Source organism: Nostoc sp. (assembly GCF_036919675.1).
Taxonomy (GTDB): Bacteria; Cyanobacteriota; Cyanobacteriia; order Cyanobacteriales; family Nostocaceae; genus Nostoc.
Genome location: NZ_JBALCP010000112.1, coordinates 1 through 16,474, shown reverse-complemented (window position 1 = coordinate 16,474; position 16,474 = coordinate 1). Strand labels below are relative to the sequence as shown.

Sequence of the window (16,474 nt, the reverse complement as noted above, 5' to 3'; positions counted from 1 at the left end):
AAAACTTTATCAACTCTTACTATTTTATTTAATTGCCAAAAACTGAAATTAAAATAATCCTTGATCATACCACAAAATATTTATGCAAGAGTTCTTAGATATTGTAATTACTAATTTGGGGAATTTAAATATTAAACAGCAGTTTGGAAAAATACAGCTACAGGAACTTTATTTTATGGCTACGGGGTCAAAATCTCTACCACTTTTTATAGGTGTAGCAACACTTAAGAATGAGATGTGTTTTATTTGTCGTTACCAAGAGTCTCTTGTGCCTAATGCAAACGCCTACAATATAAAAAATACAGCTATGGAACAATTGTTTACTACCTTGTAGAAGTTAGATAGCAAATGCTACTGGCATCTCTAAAAACTCCGTTACCAAATTCTCTGAAATAGCCCTATAACCATATTTTAGTGTGAGATTCGCTCTTGCCTCTTGGCTGATATATTAGCTTTACTTATGTTATTACTCAAAGTGACATGTTTGATATTAGTATTTAAAAGCACTATTTTTTAGCAAAACTCCACTGAAACTGGTATTCATCACAGAGCGATCGCAAAAGGTTTCAGTTTACTAACTATACCCTTTTAATTACGAATTACGAATTATCTTGTCAATCAACTGCTGATTTTCTTTGCCTTCTGCTTGTTTGAAATATTCAATTGCAATTTTTCCAGCGGCAGGTTGCTCTTTTGCAAGTGCAAGTAGTAACTTAAGAGTTTGCTGGAGTTGGATTTTCTCAAGCTGCTTAGTTGCAAACATAGGTAAGATGATCGCAGCAAGTATTAATCCCAATAATGGGGGAAAAATTGGAATCCACCAACCTTGTAAAAATGCTAAATAACTAAACACGATTAATCCTAGCCCGGTGCTAGTGACTACAAGCACTAAATTTCTAAGTAATTTTAATCGCCAACCAATTAATGCTCCTATCCCAGACCAAAGCAATATCCATAAGCTTTCCCATATCTCAGGCCAAGTCCGGAGCATTCCTCTTCCTTGCAGGGCTGCGGTTAATATTTGGCTGATAGTATTAGCATGAATAAATACTCCTGCCATTTGTTTAGATGACCCAAATAATCGATTGTTATAAGGTGTTTGAAACAAATCATTAATACTTTCAGCTATTGCACCAATAAGGACGATGCGATTTTGGATTTTTTCTTTTGGTATCCGTTCTTGTAACAAATCTGTGATGGAGAAGCTTTGAAAATGTTGCTCTGTACCTTGATAGTTAAGTAAAATTTGATAACCTCCAGTATCAGCTCGGACATAGCCTCCATCAAAAGGTTGCAAGGGTATTAGTAAGGCTTTGCCAAGCTGGATATGATGGCGATTTTGAGGATGAGGATGGGGAGTGATGCCAACAGTTTTTAAGTATTGTAATGCTAATTGTAAACCCAAACTCTGGCGTAATTGATTTTTTGGCGATAGCGTAGCAGTGGCGAGTCCGCGAGTGTCTGGCTGCGCCAACGTTAAGGGCGATCGCACTGTCAATAAGGCACGACGTACCTTACCATCTCCATCCAATACTTGGTCACTAAAACCCACCTGGCTTAATTGGGCTAATACTCTTGGTGGTGCAACCTTAGTGCCTAGTACTTTATCAATACCAATAAGATTGGGAGTAACTTTGAACAATTCTACTAATTCTTGATACCCCGGTTCTACTGGCAAATCTCGATATAAATCTAACCCAATTAATTTAGGTTGATAAGTTTTCAATTTGTTGAGCGCTTTAACCAAAATATTATCAGGTATTGGGTATTGTCCTATTTTTTGTAAATCTGGTTCATCAATTGTAATTACAACAACACGAGAATCAATTCCTGCTTGGGGTCGTTGTTGCAAAAAGCTATCAAATATATTGCATTCCATTCCCTGCAATAAACCAATGAAGCGTAGAAGGATAATAAAACTACTAATACCAATTGCAAAGCTGACAATACATGGTTTACCAAAGTGTAATACAGCATTTAATTTAGCAGCTTTTCGGGCTTGGTTCAAAATCCGATTCGCTTGCTTCGCAGCTGTTAGAGTAAGCTGTGCTTTTTCTAATTCAATTTTTTCGGCGTTTAAATTTATTTCAATTTCTTGTTTATCCAACTGCTGACTAGTAGCAAGAAACCGATAATCTATATTAGAAAGCTTTTTATTTTCTGACCAGGCTACTGCTTCTTTTAATCTCATATCTCTTAATAATTGAGTGCTATCTTGCTGATTACTATTAACCCAATTTTTGAGGTTTTGAGAATATGGACGTAAATTTTCTAGCTTTTTAGCAACCCAATCTAAATTAAATATAGCTTGATAGATTTTATTTTTTATTTGAGTTTTTCCTTGAGATAGGATAACCAATCCCGATAAAATTAACTCATTTTTTTCTCTAATATCATCAATTGTGACTTCTTCACCCATTAAAATTTGCTGATAGACTCCTAACAATCTTCCTGCTGTTTGCTCGTTATCTAGAAGATGCAAGCTTATAGTTCTTAAGTGTTCCGGTTCATCTTGAAACTCCCAATTATTTATAATATGTGACCTAACTAAATCACTAATAAATAATTGAGAATTATTTATTAGTAGGTTATTTCTATCTTTAGATTGTTCATTTGCCACAATTTGACATAGCTTTTGAGTAAGAAATGGTTGTCCACCAGTCCAAACTAATATCTCTTTTAAAATAAGTTTTGGATTTACTACTTTTCCTTCCAATCCTTTTGTTAAAGCGAGAGTTTCTTGTAACTTAAAACCCTGAAGTTCTATTGATTTTCCAATATTAAATGGTGTACGTCTTTTATCTTGAATTAAATCTAATGGAGTTGCCACTCCGAAAATAGCAAAGGTAATACGTTTATATTCAGGATTGATTGCTCGTTGATTATAGCAAAACCGAATCAGTGCAAAGAAATCATCAACTGAGAAATCTAAACTCAGAATACTATCAATTTCATCAATAAAGATAAATAATCGTTTGTCAGAAAAATGAAGCTGTAATAATTCCTCAATAAACCACCTTAATCTTTCCAGTAAAGATATATCTTCTTGTTCACGCCACCAACTTTTTAAGTTGATTTTATTAAATAAATTAAAACCTAACCATAAATCACCAACTACACTCTTATACCACTGGAGTGGGGTGATATGTGAAGTACCAATAATCGACATATCAATGCTACTGCATTTAAATCCTTCTTGTTGCAGGCAATGTTTTGTACTTGCAAGTAGAGAGGATTTACCCATTTGTCGAGAGTTCAGTATATAGCAATACTCTCCCTGCTTGAGAGCCTCATAAAGCAGGGTATCTGCTTGTCTTTGCACATAACTAGGTGCATTAACTGTCAAACTGCCACCGACTTGGTATTTATAATTGGTCATAGGTTTAGTAGTGACTTAGATATCTCCGAAAACGATCAAAGCCTTTATGTGGCTAGGTTATAGTCCGTAAATGCAATCATCCTAAATTAGCTAGTCTGTACGAAAAAATAAGGCTTTGAGATATTTACTGGTGATAATTAGGTAAAAACATTTATTTATATGTGTTCATTTTAACCTGATGATATCGCATATATTTCTCATGTTAATATTAGCGTTCTAATTCGGAATCTGACTAATCCACAAATTTATGTTATTTCTCCCTCTGATATACCCACATTAACAGTCAATGCTCCCATTGTTGGGCAGTCTAGTATTCACACATTGGATGAATTGCGATCGCGGCGGGAACAAGAAGTGGCAGGGTAAGCGCATCTCAAACCCTATTGACAAGCGGATTTAGAAATATCATCATATTGGGAGAAACAAGCAGCAAGAATAGTAAGCATATAATTATTATCCATTGCGGCTCGATTCGATTTTTGGCGATTACTACGTTTTAAAGATTGTTCTCGGTTCAAAGCATTAAGAGCAATGCGTCGGAGTAAGCCAAGGTTTCGTGGTGCATGTCCGGTACGAATACGACAAGCATCTTCATTGAAAGTGACATCGAGAGTCCAATGTAGACCATTCTCGATGCCCCAATGGAGGCGGATAGCCTTCCCTAAAATAAGCGCATCACTTTCCAAACTTGTCAAATAAAATTGAACCTCACGAGTGGTTTGGTTCTACAGGTGTCGATCCCGCACCACCATCACGACAGTTTGAAGACCCAACCAATCAGATTGTTGATGCAACGGTGGTAGTTGAGAAACTGGGACACTCCAAACTTGTCTTTTTTCGGTACGATGATGTCCCTTTTCTACCCGTTCATCATAGCTAAAAGTTATACCCTCAAAATCGAGAGCGATCGCTTGCTCGAACCAAGTCTTGACCTGCCCATGAAGTGTAGGATGGTTGGCTTTGAGCGCTAAAACATAATCAGCCTTGGCATTGTATATTTTAGTAGCAATTGCTTGCTGCGTACCCATTGCATCAATTGTAATAATGCAGCCAGCTAGGGACTTGCAGTTCTAATAGCACGGGAATTGCCGTAATTTCGTTGGACTTATCAGCGACTTTGACTTGCCCCAAAACAAGGCGATACTTACTTACCCATGCGCTAACCAAATGTAAATTTGATTTTCCCTGTTCTCTATCGTAGGAACCTCTAAAAGTTTTGCCATCGAGAGGAATTACTTGCGCTCCAATTGTTTCAACTATCGACTGTACCCACTTCTGAAAACAACGCTCAAATACCTTTGGGTCAATACGTTCAAATACTCCTCGGAAGGTGTCAGGACAAGGAATACCATCAGGGTTAGCCAAAAATTCCTTTAACCAATCATATTTGCTTAATCCATAGTTTTCCATATCCTCCCATCCCCTACCTCCTGCTATCACCGACAATATTCCTATTATTAAAATATCTACTAACAAATGGGCACGAGTTCTTGGTACACGGGGGTCTTCTATTTCGCTAAAAAATGATTGTATTTGGGAAGTGAGCGCAGTCACATTGGCTATACTTAAAGACTTTGAGCTATTAGTTTGTATCCGAGGAGATTTGAATCCTGATGACATAAGCTGCCCCCGAATGTGCGATAGATGCTTTGCTCATTAGTGTACTACTCAACACATTTCATGCTCAAATTGTATATACCCCATCCATACTTGATAAAAATAATCTGTACTTTTAGTTACAAAATTAGATGCGCTTACCCTGGCTATAGCCCAGATATGAATTTAGTATAATTAGTCTGGCATTCTACTTAAGAATATATAGCTCACAAATTATTTAAATCAGTAGAAAAACTGAGAAATTTACTAGACAGACTCTTGAATTAAGAAGAATTAATTATTAAATGGCCGCAGAAAATCAAAAACAAGGGTAACACTGTTATTGCAAGTTAAATGTGGAACAGCTTATTTAAAATTTGGCAATTAAATGGCTCGGAGCCATTGTATCCTTTAAAACTAACACCTGTGGAGAAATAAATACCCAAAATTCACCAAGACAAGAAAGCAAGGAAAAATATCACTTGACTTTTGAGTACCGCATTCAACATACATAAAAAATGGTAGATTCTTAATTGCTCTACCGTTTTTTTAACTCTTAAATTTGAGATTTAATTAAATGAAAGAGTTACAAAGACTTATACTGCTGGCATAAAATTTGACCCTTCAAAATTTTTCAAACACCCTCTAAGCAGTAACTAATGCCTTTAATTCCTCAGTTTTTAATCTTGACCCATAGGATGTAACAATCTTAGAAGCTGCGGTCGATGCTAATTTTCCGGCTTCTTCATAGCTCATACCTTGGGTAATTCCATAGAGGAAAGCTCCTGCATACATATCTCCTGCTCCCACCGTATCTACAGCTTTTACTTGAGGTGCAGCGATTTCGATTAGTTTCTGACCATCAAATACTACTGAACCCTTGGCACCGCGAGTAATGGCAAATTTCTTACTCAGAGTTTTTAGTCTGTCTACAGCTACTTGAAAATCTTGTGTATCTGCCAGTTCTAATACTTCACTTTCATTAGCAAAAATCAAGTCTAAACCAGGTCCAATGATGTCTAATAAACCATATTTAAAAAATTTCACCATGTTGTAATCAGATAGAGACATAGTAGTTTTTACTCCCGCTTTTTCAGCTATTTCTCTAGCCTTTATAGCTGCTTCTTTTCCTGTGGGAGAAGTCACTAAATATCCTTCGATATATACATATTCTGAATCAGCGATCGCTGATGATACTAATTCTTGTATAGAAAATTCTCCAGTAATTCCCAAAAATGTATTCATGGTGCGATCTGCATCGGGAGTTACTAACACCAAACATTTACCTGTAATTCCTGATTGGCGGTCGCCATTTTTTAAGTTGGTATCTACCTGAGAGTTGAGTAAATCCTCGATGTAAAAGTCTCCAAATTCGTCATTAGCCACTTTACAGGAATAAAAAGCTTTTCCTCCTAGTTGACTAATTGCCACTATTGTGTTTGCTGCTGAACCTCCACAACTCTTATGACAATGAAGATTTTTGAGATTTTCCAAAATATGATTTTGACTGTCTTCATCTAGGAGTGTCATTACACCTTTATCAATCTTTAACTCTTGTAGTAACTCTAGAGATACTTCGTATTCTATATCTACTAAGGCATTACCGACACCATAAACATCATATTTCTTGCCCATTGTTGATCTCCGAGAATAATATTCTGTCTGACTTGAACAGTATTGATAATAACAGATAGGGAGCAGATAAGAGTTGCTTAGTCATAATTTCGTTGACCCGCATTTTTTCATGGTCTTTGGGCTACAGCAGTTTGATATCCCTCTTCTGTCACTTTCCGGGAGGGCAATCTCTAGAAGCTTTATCAGTCAAGCAATACGAGCTATCCTAATTACAAAAACTTGGTTATTGTATTTGTTATTAGGAAAAAATCTGGCGATGCCTGCGGCGGGCTACGCCTACGCTTCCTATACAAAAGCTCTAGAATTCAGAAATGGCAAAAGTTTTCGGAGAGTGACAGAAGAGGGATACACGATGGATGGCATCGCTGGACAGATTCAGTGCCCCTATCCGTGAGAGGTTAAGGTAATTGCACATTTGTCAAGAGGGTGCGGGAAAAGCTGACAAATCCAGCTTGGAGACTGGCTTTCGCAGAGCTTTGACTACTCCTAAATCTTGATTTTCTTTAGCTGCAAAGTACTTAATGGGGTCAAGGGCTATGCCTTTGTCATAGGCAACGCTGAAATGGTACAAACCCCGGAAAATCATCTCCAAAGAAATGCGGTCAAACGGTAGAGATAATTCGTCAGCTACAGCATCTCCCAAGTCCACTAACACAGCATAAAATAGCCAAGTAGCCCACACTTGTAACTTGATACCATTAATAGAACCAGTCCACAAATAAGATAAGCCCAGCAATCGCTTAACCGTATAGAAAGCTTCTTCAACTCTCCATCTTCGGCGATATAAATCAGCGACGACGTATGGGGGTAAGATTTGTGGGTCGAGAATAGAAGTAATATAAGAATAGGTGGTTTTACTAATTTTAATCTCGATTAAAGGTAAAGTAAGTACTGGTGTGCCACCTCGACCAGTACCAAGTTGAATTAATCGGTCTTTAATAGAATGGTCGTAGCTAAAAATCTTTAGATATTTAATAGATGCTTTGGCTTTTAAACGAGTAATAAAATGGACTTCTTGATTAATCAGTTGTTGTAAAAACTGAAAATGATAGAAACCTCTGTCGAGTAAAATTAAAGTCTTGGCAGTCACTAAATTTAGTAACGCCGCTTCTCCTAAAGGGAGACGCTGCGCGAACAAAATTGGTGTCCGAAGCTGCGGGATTAGTATGAAACCAAACTTCAATAGGTAAACGAGTAACTAAATCAATAACTGTACAAATTTTACCTGCTAGTTGACCTGATTTCAGGTCTTCCAGGCTTTTTAGCTTACGAAATAATGCTTCTAGGGTTGACCCATCAGCTATCCAAATTTGTTCAAAGCTACCAAGTGCAAACTTAACACTATCTGGTAGTGGTCGTTGAGTGCGTTACTGCCAATTAAATTGTAATTGAGGCAATAAATCTTTAAACACCCTCTCAAATAATTCTGCTGGGAATACTAAAAAACCTTTCTGATAGGGATTGTTGGGCAACTTTGGTAACTCGACACCATAAAAAACCTTCTCGTGCTAACAGACGATTTAACTCTTGAACGCCAGCAACTTGTCGCCATAATAGTGTTAAAACTGCTGCCACCATTAAAGATAAATTCAGAATTCTATCTCGTAATCGTAACTGCTTATAATATTTTTGTTGGGCAAAAACTGCTGGCGTTAATAAGGCTTCTAAGTGCTGAGAAATCGCCTCATTATCTATAGTAGGAGTATTATGTTTGTGTGCGTGGTCAGAGTTTTGTTTTGATCGCTTGGGCATGATGGTAAACCAAACTTTTCATTACCTCGTTTGCGAACTTGAATTTACCTAAGAATGAAGTCCATTTTTTACAAAGTTATTCTCTCGTTACAATACTTTTTCATGCTTTATTTAAGTTATCAAAGACCTTAAAGATAATGATAATCAAATCGAAGGGGAGAAGGCGAGCGACGATCGCCTTCTCCCCCTATTCCTCTACACGATTATCATTATTATTAAAACTATTTTTGAGTATTTTAACTGATTGACAAAAGTGACTTTATTTTAACCTCTCACGGATGGATGCTACCTAACTCTAACCTACTTGTCCCACGCATTTAGGACTTTTGCAAAAGGTCTAATAGACATCTTCAAAATAGTAACATTCTGCTACCTGTCTAAGTGTAATTTTGTTTAAAATTGATGATTTTAAGTACCAGTTTTGAATGAATTAGTGAATCTGATAACATAAGTAAAGCTAATAGCCAGCTACTCAAAGAGATAGTATTGCCGCAGGCGTCGCCCATTAACTGCCCCGTATTGGTTCACAAATACATTCCAGACGCAATCTAGCTGCATCTTTCAACCACACCCGGTAACGACTGATCGGCGTGTTCTGGCAAGCTGATGCCGCCGAGAGTCAAGCCTTTGTTAGCATAGAGTATAGGTGATCGCGGGTTTACCCAAGTCTTTTGTCAAAGTATCTTTACCAAATGCAAGACTAAATAGCCAATATTGTTGGTAATATCATCAGAATACGATCTACATATCTATCCTGAAGAGCGATCGCTAACTTGAGGGAAAGTCTTGGTATTTGATAACTCCACAGTTAAACTCGAAAGTTATCTGCCAGCAGAAGCCGCTTTGCAGCTACGCACTTTCAGACCCATTATTTCTGCAATCAGAAAGTCTTATGGACAACACAGTCCTTGAAACCCAACATCTGAGTCTGGCTTACGATGGCAAACCCATCATATCCGGTCTTAACCTATTAATTCCCACAGGACAAATTACTGCTCTAGTTGGCCCCAATGGTTGTGGTAAATCTACTTTACTGCGAGGTTTAGCCAGATTACTCAAACCCCATATTGGTACTGTATATCTCAATGGTGCTGATATTTTTCGACAGTCAACGACCAAAGTTGCACAGCAACTCGGTATTCTTCCTCAAGGGCCAGTTGCACCAGAAGGCTTAACTGTGCGAGATTTGGTAGCACAAGGTCGTTATCCATATCAAAAAAGTTGGCTGCAATCTTGGACAACTGAAGATGAACGTCAAGTCCGCAAAGCACTAACAACTACAGACCTCAACGAATTAGCCCATAGAGCTGTAGATACCCTTTCGGGTGGACAGAAACAACGTGCTTGGATAGCCATGACTTTAGCGCAAGATACGCAGATTCTCCTATTGGATGAACCGACAACTTTTTTAGATTTAGCTCATCAAGTGGAGGTTCTAGAGTTATTGTGGGATTTGAATCAACTTGAGGGGCGGACAATTGTCATAGTGTTGCATGACCTGAATCAGGCGTGTCGTTATGCTCATCAGCTAGTAGCTTTACGCGATGGTGCTGTTATGGCTCATGGAACTCCAGCAAATGTCATGACACAAGAAATGGTGCAGGAGGTGTTTGGATTAGCTTGTCGAATTGTACCAGACCCAGTAACAGGGACACCTTTGTGTTTACCTCTAAAAAAGAAATGATGACACAGGGTCTTGAGGTAGAGCATACACAATATATCGATGGGTGCAGGAGTTGAAAAAACAGACATTTTTCTACAGACCTTTTGTCCTTTGTAAGTTTTTGCAACGTAATCTCTTACACAGCCAATATGCGATCGCTCTAACACCACCTGTATCTTCTTGACTGTATATGCCTAAGTTCTGCTTTGTTGTGCTGCTTACGCTCTTGATAATTTCTGCTTGCGGTTCCTTTAGTCGTCAATTACCAACCCGCGATATAGCTGTTGTTCCCTCAAGTCAAACGTCACCTGTGCCCGTCCACGTAGTCAAACACGCAATGGGTCAGACTGTAGTTCCCGTTCATCCTCAGCGAGTTGTCGTCATAGATCCGTGGCTAGTGGAAATACCTCTAGCTCTGGGAGTCAATCTGGTGGGTGCCCTAGGTCTGGCTTCAACTCTTCAGGGGCTAAGGTTAGAGGATAAGCACCCCGGCATTCAAGACATTGGTGCGTTTCTGACGCCGTCGAACATGGAGAAGGTTATAACTCTCAAGCCGGACTTGATCTTGGGCACAATTCGGAACCGGGATACTTACAATTTATGGTCTCACATTGCACCCACCGTTCTGCTGAAGGTGCAAAGCAATGGAGACTGGAAACAACCGTTTATGCCAGCAGCAAAAGCTCTAGGGAAAACTGAGACAGCAAAACGTTTAATAGACGATTACAATGCACGTTTAGCCGAATTCAAACAAAAGATGGATTCCCGACTCAAAAAAATTTTAGTTTCTGTCGTCCGCCTCATCCCAGAGACGATTAACCCGTTAACCAAGGGTGCATTCTCTGGAGTGATCATAGAGGATACTGGTCTAATCCGTCCTCCTTCGCAAAATTTGGATGTTAAAGCAACTCAAAAGAAAGCAGGCAAGCCTGTTGGTTACAACATCTCTCCAGAAGTCCTCACCCAGATAGATGGTGATATTCTATTTCTAGTGCGCTACGGCTTCAAAAACCCTGCACAGTCAAAGACTGCTGTCAATAAACTTATGGCAGAACCTCTGTGGTCAAAGCTTAATGTTGTCAGGCAGGGTAAAGTCTATGTAGTTGATGATTTTTATTGGCTCACTGGTAGCTATTTATCAGCTAATCGAGTTATTGATGATTTATTTACTTATATCTTGCACCCACTGAAAGAAACTAACAGTAAATGAATAAAGCGTGCAAAAGTCTAACATCATTTTTATTGGCGCTTAATTTTCGACTTATCAGTCTCAAGCACCCACGACAAAAGGCAAACAGTATGTAATATGTTTTTATTCATGTATATTACTCATGCTGTTTTTATTAGACTTGTCCGTAAATTTATAACCCAGTCTGTACAAGGGTTTTCAAGGCTACCTATATGTCTTGAATCAACGTGAAAATAAGGCTTTGGCATAGTTGATGATAGTTTTGAGACAAAAAATAGGATTTTCCGATTTTGTATTTTCACAGTATTTATTATGCAGTATAGTCCACACAAGCTTGATAGGGTAAACATCAGTATTTATAAAGATGAAATTTTATATACTATTTTTATGTGAATCTAATTTTAGGACAGGTCTATTTGCCAATATAATTATTATTCATACTGCATTCAAATAACCTACTTACACAAATTGCCACAAACTAACCCTCTTCTGTCACTCTCCGAAAACATTTGTCATTTCTGAATTCCAGAGCTTTTATACAGGAAGCGTAGGCGTAGCCCGCCGCAGGCATCGCCAGATTTTTTCCTAATAACAAATACAAGACCCATTTTTTTCTAATAGTATAGCTTGTATTGATTGCCTCATGAGGCTTCTAGCGATCGCCTTCCCGGAAAGTGACAGAAGAGGGCTAAGTAAGTCGGCACGATAAAACCAAGGTATGTTGAGTTTTGTAAAAACCCTATAACGATTCATTTATAAGCTCTTTGCCGACTTTATACTTCGTTACATAGGTTTATTTTTTAACACCGATTTACTTAACTGGTGCAAAACGTAAGATTAGCAACTAAAACAAGTCGATGAAACTCTATTAAATGATATTCAATCTAACTCTCAACAAGCAAAATCTGATTGAGCGCATTAGCCAACTTGCACGCGATAAGTTCGCCTCTCGCGCCGCTGGTTATGACTACAATGCTAGCTTCCCAAGAGAAGATTTTGAAGACCTTTTTCAAGCAGGTCTGAATGCACCTGTTGTGCCAACTGAATACGGTGGTTTAGGGTTAGGACATGATAACGATATCTTTACCCTGTGGATGATGACTAAGGAACTGGCAAAAGTGGATTTATCTCTAGCCCGTTGCTGGGAAGGACACGCAAATGCCCAAGTTTTACTAGCGGCTATGGCTAATGAGTCTCAAAAAAAGCGCTGGTTTGAGGGTATTGTCCAGCGTGGCGAGAAATGGGCGGCCTGGAGTGGAGAACCTCAGTCTCAGATTCCAGGTCAAGAAGCCAGCCTTGGCACAAGTGTTCAAATGGTAGATGAGGGATATATCATTGATGGCACAAAGGTATTCGCCACCAGTGCCCCAGAAGCACAGTGGGCAATTCTCTTGGTCAACACAGCAGGGCCTGGGGGAGCGCGTCATAGCAATGGCTCACCGACATCAGTGTTGTTACTAGCCTGCAACTTATCCGACCCCAGCATTAGCTTTGATAATAGTTGGTGGCAGCCAATTGGGATGAGAGGTACAGTCAGTTACTTAGTTCGCTTTGAAAGTACTTTCATCCCTAAAGAAAACTTGATTGGCTATCCAGGTCAGTACATCCAACAGGAATGGCAAACGCGGTTTACGCCTCTGTATGGCGCTGCTTTTCTCGGAGCTGCTGAAGGAGCTTATGATTATGCTTTAGCATACATCAACAAACAGCAAAAAGGACATGACCCCTACGTACAACATCGAATTGCTAAGGCAGCAATTAATATAGATACTATGCATATTTGGCTGCGGCAAGTAGCCACTCTTTGGGAAACAGGTCAGATATTAGGGGCAAAACAAGCAGGCAATCGCGCTCGTTACATAACTGAACAACTAGCTTTGGAAACGGTGAACGACTGCATACACGCTTGTGGAGCTCGCTCATTGATAAAACCGAGTCCTGTGGAGCGAATATTGCGAGATTTATCCTTTTACGTACTACACGATAATTGTGATCGCGTTTTGTCCTCAATTGGTCAGGAGATTCTGGGACAATCCTTTGATAGGGCCTATTTCAATACTCACCCAACTCGCCAAGAAGACCTTACGGAGTAAAAATTTGCAATAAAAATTATATTAGAGAGATTGAGGCAACTTGTAGTACAAAAGCTTGCTCGTGCAATTCTGTAGCTTAACAAATAATTTGTCAAGCGACATTATGGTTAATTTTTTGATCCCAAGGAGCAGGTTTGCTGACTTGCTCCCACACAGGACTATACAAAGCTTTATACAATTCTCGTGCTAGTTCCACCAGCCCCATATAACCAGCGTAGGCATGATGGCGTTCATGGTTAACATCTAAAAAAGCAATTTGTGCTTTGAGTGCTGTATATTTATTGCCAGTCCCAGTAATCAATATATCAGCTTTTGTATCCTTTAGAATTTGTAGTACTACTTCCGGGGTTGCTTCGGGCAAAATAATGCCATCTTGACCAAGATATTGTTTAATTTTGGCTTTCTCCTCTTCTGTAGTCTTTGCATTAGTGGTAGCAATCACTTCCATTCCCAAATCTTTTGCGGCTAAAATAATCGACCAAATTTTTACACCACCAGTACAAAGAATAATCCGCTTGCCTTTCAACTGGGCCCGGTAAGGAGCTAGGGCAATATTTAAGGCTGCGGTTTCTTCTTTGATCAACCATTCTGTACGTTCTTGAAGATATTTATCCCCTAATGTTGCGGCAATATTTCGCAAGCAATGGTTTAAGTTTTCCACACCGAAGAAAGATTCTTCAATATAAGGAATTTTATAAAGTTCTTTCATTGTTTGCGCCATTGGCAGCACTACATTTGAGCAAATGACCACATTCAACTTAGCACTGTGAGCATAGCAAACTTCTTTATAGCGAGCATCACCTGTAATTTTGGAGAGAACGCGTATACCCAATCTTTTAAATAGTGGTAAAACATTCCATAAATCACCAGCAACGTTATACTCACCAATAATATTGATATCGAAAGGAGTGGTAAATTCTGGTTGTGCCGTTCCGATTACATATTTCAATAAAGTCTCATTGCCAATGCGATTACCTAAATTTTTACTACCAAGAAATCCAGGCGAATTTACATAGATAACCGGAATATCAATTTTTTGTGCGGCCAGTTTACACACACTATCGATATCATCACCAATCAAAGCGGTAATACAAGTAGCGTAGACAAAAATAGCCGCAGGATTATAGCGTTGAGCAACATCGAGAATAGCATTGTACAGTTTCTTTTCACCACCAAAAATGACATTATTCTCACCAAAGTCAGTAGTAAAAGCAGTTTGGTATAATTGAGAGCCTGATGAGAGGCTACCATGAGTCGCCCAAGGATTATGAGTACAAGCAACAGCACCATGTACTAAATGAACAACATCAGTAATAGCTCCCACAGAAACCATCGCTCCATCTAAAGGGCAATTTCCTTGATTTGCACCTGGTTGTGGTGCTTTTGTGCAAGTTAGTTTTTTCTTGTCACCCAATTTTGTTGGGTTATGTTTGCAAGCTGTTTCGTTGAGTGGTTCGTTGATTGTTACTTGAGTATTTTTCATGCCTTTCCTCGTACTGAAGATTAATACAAAAGAGTTAAAATTTAGGAGTAGAAGGCGCTGTGCCGCTTACAAAATTATTTGTTACCTCTATTTATTAGTTATTAGCCTAAAATCTGCTCTAAATAAGCAAGCAATATCCGAAGTCTTTAATCCGAGTAGCGCCTATTTCAATAAGTACAGTTTTTGCTACTAACAGCACGAACACAAAGATGAATGGAAACCGTTTTTTGGCTCTAGATTGACACTAATTTGGCGAATGGTCATTTAATTTGTCAAGTGACACAAGAAATATTCTTCGATCCTTTGTATTCTTAGAATAAAGTTTTTTGAGTTTCTTGATTTTAAAATCCTAACAATAAGCGTAACTAATAATAGTAAAATTGATAACAAAAACGTGAAGTAACATTGAAATATCAGGTATAGGGTCAGTTATAAATAGACAGTTTTGTCTAAATTAGAAATAGAGATTATTCTGAAATAAACAATATATTTGGTAATAAAAATAGACAGACTATTCTAACTATATATGAGTTGATTATGGATGTTTGTTTTGAAGAAATCGTCGATAATTGCTCAACTCAAGACAACATAAAAAGCACAGTTATAGGATTTTTAGACTCTCTAGCTAATGACTGTAAAGTTTACATACGAGTAAATTACAGCATCTTCTTCAAGCTTCTGTTTTTTTAGTACATTTTAAAACATTATTAGTAAAACTTTTTACGCAAAATCTGCGTACTAGCTACGCTTAGGGTGCAGCCTTTCGTAGAGAAGTGACTTCGCCAGAGTATCGCTTATTCAACCTATCAACTGATGCCAAAGAATAAAAGTATAGGCACAAAAAACTAAAATAAAATGTCTAAATAGACTTCTTCTCTCTGGGACTTGATATTCTTTTAGCCCTAACCACCCCTAGGCTTCTCTATAAAAAACTTCTACCCAATTTCTTGAGCCATAAGTGTCAACTATCCATTGTGGTGTGAGAATCGCTGAAGAAACATTGGTGAGGCGAGTGCGTAGTGCGTTCTTGTCGCCTTGCGTCGGAAAGCAACTCGCCGGTTATAAAATATAGCGCTTCCTAGTTGAGTACAATACAGTATGGGGTGATGCAGTATATTAATGTCTAAGTAGTTGTGGAATGAAACCTTACTCCTGTGATCTGCGCCAGAAAGTGTTCAATGCATATAATAATCAAGAAGGCTCTCAACGACAACTGGCAAAAAGATTTAGTGTCAGCTTGAGTTTTGTTCAAAGTTTACTCAGACGACACCGTAACAGTGGAACAGTTAAGGCAAAGCCTCACGGTGGAGGTCAAAAATCGAAGCTCAATAATGAGCAACTGGCATTGGTAGAGTTATTAGTAGAGTCAGATAATGATGCTACTTTGGTGGAATTGTGCGAGCAATTAGAATTGCAGACTCTCTTAAAAATAAGTCGCTCCACAATGGGCAGAATCACCCAAAAGCTGAATTTGACGCGAAAAAAAAACATTGCACGCCAGCGAAAAATATACAGAACGAGTGCAAAAATTCAGAGCCGAGTATTGGACAACTATTGGGGAAATAAACTTAGCAGACTTGATATCTTCCGACGAAGGTAGATATAGAATATAGTCTCTAGAGTCTTCTTTTCTGAAGTCTTTCCTAAACAATTTAACAAATCTAAATTCTCTCAGATGATTTAC

The 16,474-nt window shown here is 38.4% G+C and carries 9 protein-coding genes and 4 pseudogenes; 7 read left to right on the top strand and 6 right to left on the bottom strand.

What is annotated here, in order from left to right; translation table 11 throughout:
• Window positions 1–82 precede the first annotated feature (82 nt).
• Window positions 83–334: a hypothetical protein gene (locus tag V7K49_RS25060; RefSeq protein WP_335208042.1), complete on the top strand. Its 252-nt coding sequence runs from the start codon at window positions 83–85 to the stop codon at window positions 332–334.
• Window positions 335–592: 258 nt separating this feature from the next.
• Here the strand turns inward: V7K49_RS25060 and V7K49_RS25055 are convergent, their stop codons facing one another.
• On the bottom strand, window positions 593–3,379 hold the full coding sequence (locus tag V7K49_RS25055; RefSeq protein ID WP_335208040.1) for a CHASE2 domain-containing protein: 2,787 nt from the start codon (window positions 3,377–3,379) through the stop codon (window positions 593–595).
• 380 nt (window positions 3,380–3,759) lie between these two features.
• Window positions 3,760–4,999: pseudogene (locus tag V7K49_RS25050) on the bottom strand (ISAs1 family transposase).
• Between the two features lie 138 nt (window positions 5,000–5,137).
• On the opposite strand from V7K49_RS25050, the pseudogene V7K49_RS34780 reads away from it, so the two are divergent.
• Window positions 5,138–5,260, top strand: a pseudogene (locus V7K49_RS34780) (IS630 family transposase); the annotation flags it as partial.
• A gap of 360 nt (window positions 5,261–5,620) precedes the next feature.
• Here V7K49_RS34780 and V7K49_RS25040 read toward each other — a convergent pair.
• Window positions 5,621–6,610, bottom strand: a complete 990-nt coding sequence (locus V7K49_RS25040; RefSeq protein ID WP_335208038.1) for an adenosine kinase — start codon at window positions 6,608–6,610, stop codon at window positions 5,621–5,623.
• Window positions 6,611–6,683: 73 nt separating this feature from the next.
• Between V7K49_RS25040 and V7K49_RS25035 the strand changes: the two genes are divergently transcribed.
• On the top strand, window positions 6,684–7,004 hold the full coding sequence (locus V7K49_RS25035) for a hypothetical protein (RefSeq protein ID WP_335208037.1): 321 nt from the start codon (window positions 6,684–6,686) through the stop codon (window positions 7,002–7,004).
• A 36-nt stretch (window positions 7,005–7,040) separates the two neighbouring features.
• On the opposite strand, the pseudogene V7K49_RS25030 reads toward V7K49_RS25035, so the two are convergent.
• Window positions 7,041–8,362, bottom strand: a pseudogene (locus V7K49_RS25030) (IS4 family transposase); the annotation flags it as partial.
• A gap of 892 nt (window positions 8,363–9,254) precedes the next feature.
• Between V7K49_RS25030 and V7K49_RS25025 the strand changes: the two are divergent.
• The 3 genes from V7K49_RS25025 to V7K49_RS25015 all read left to right on the top strand — a co-directional run bounded on the left by V7K49_RS25025 (window position 9,255) and on the right by V7K49_RS25015 (window position 13,307).
• The gene (locus V7K49_RS25025) at window positions 9,255–10,046 is read left to right on the top strand and encodes an ABC transporter ATP-binding protein (RefSeq protein WP_335208035.1); all 792 of its coding nucleotides are present in this window, start codon (window positions 9,255–9,257) and stop codon (window positions 10,044–10,046) included.
• Window positions 10,047–10,251: 205 nt separating this feature from the next.
• Window positions 10,252–11,235, top strand: a complete 984-nt coding sequence (locus V7K49_RS25020; RefSeq protein WP_335208033.1) for an iron-siderophore ABC transporter substrate-binding protein — start codon at window positions 10,252–10,254, stop codon at window positions 11,233–11,235.
• An 851-nt stretch (window positions 11,236–12,086) separates the two neighbouring features.
• The gene (locus V7K49_RS25015; protein ID WP_335208032.1) at window positions 12,087–13,307 is read left to right on the top strand and encodes an acyl-CoA dehydrogenase family protein; all 1,221 of its coding nucleotides are present in this window, start codon (window positions 12,087–12,089) and stop codon (window positions 13,305–13,307) included.
• Window positions 13,308–13,398: 91 nt separating this feature from the next.
• Here V7K49_RS25015 and nifE read toward each other — a convergent pair whose 3' ends face one another.
• Together nifE and V7K49_RS25005 are read right to left on the bottom strand one after the other, a co-directional pair.
• Window positions 13,399–14,790: a nitrogenase iron-molybdenum cofactor biosynthesis protein NifE gene (nifE, locus tag V7K49_RS25010; RefSeq protein ID WP_335208030.1), complete on the bottom strand. Its 1,392-nt coding sequence runs from the start codon at window positions 14,788–14,790 to the stop codon at window positions 13,399–13,401.
• An 801-nt stretch (window positions 14,791–15,591) separates the two neighbouring features.
• A pseudogene (locus V7K49_RS25005) lies at window positions 15,592–15,798 on the bottom strand (IS701 family transposase); the annotation flags it as partial.
• A 130-nt stretch (window positions 15,799–15,928) separates the two neighbouring features.
• Between V7K49_RS25005 and V7K49_RS25000 the strand changes: the two are divergent.
• On the top strand, window positions 15,929–16,390 hold the full coding sequence (locus V7K49_RS25000) for a helix-turn-helix domain-containing protein (protein ID WP_335208029.1): 462 nt from the start codon (window positions 15,929–15,931) through the stop codon (window positions 16,388–16,390).
• Window positions 16,391–16,474 lie beyond the last annotated feature (84 nt).

Coding starts and splice junctions, on each gene's coding strand:
- V7K49_RS25060 (WP_335208042.1), top strand. CDS start 83: ATGCAAGAGTTCTTAGATATTGTAATTACTAATTTGGGGAATTTAAAT.
- V7K49_RS25055 (WP_335208040.1), bottom strand. CDS start 3,379: ATGACCAATTATAAATACCAAGTCGGTGGCAGTTTGACAGTTAATGCA.
- V7K49_RS25040 (WP_335208038.1), bottom strand. CDS start 6,610: ATGGGCAAGAAATATGATGTTTATGGTGTCGGTAATGCCTTAGTAGAT.
- V7K49_RS25025 (WP_335208035.1), top strand. CDS start 9,255: ATGGACAACACAGTCCTTGAAACCCAACATCTGAGTCTGGCTTACGAT.
- V7K49_RS25015 (WP_335208032.1), top strand. CDS start 12,087: ATGATATTCAATCTAACTCTCAACAAGCAAAATCTGATTGAGCGCATT.
- nifE (WP_335208030.1), bottom strand. CDS start 14,790: ATGAAAAATACTCAAGTAACAATCAACGAACCACTCAACGAAACAGCT.
- V7K49_RS25000 (WP_335208029.1), top strand. CDS start 15,929: ATGAAACCTTACTCCTGTGATCTGCGCCAGAAAGTGTTCAATGCATAT.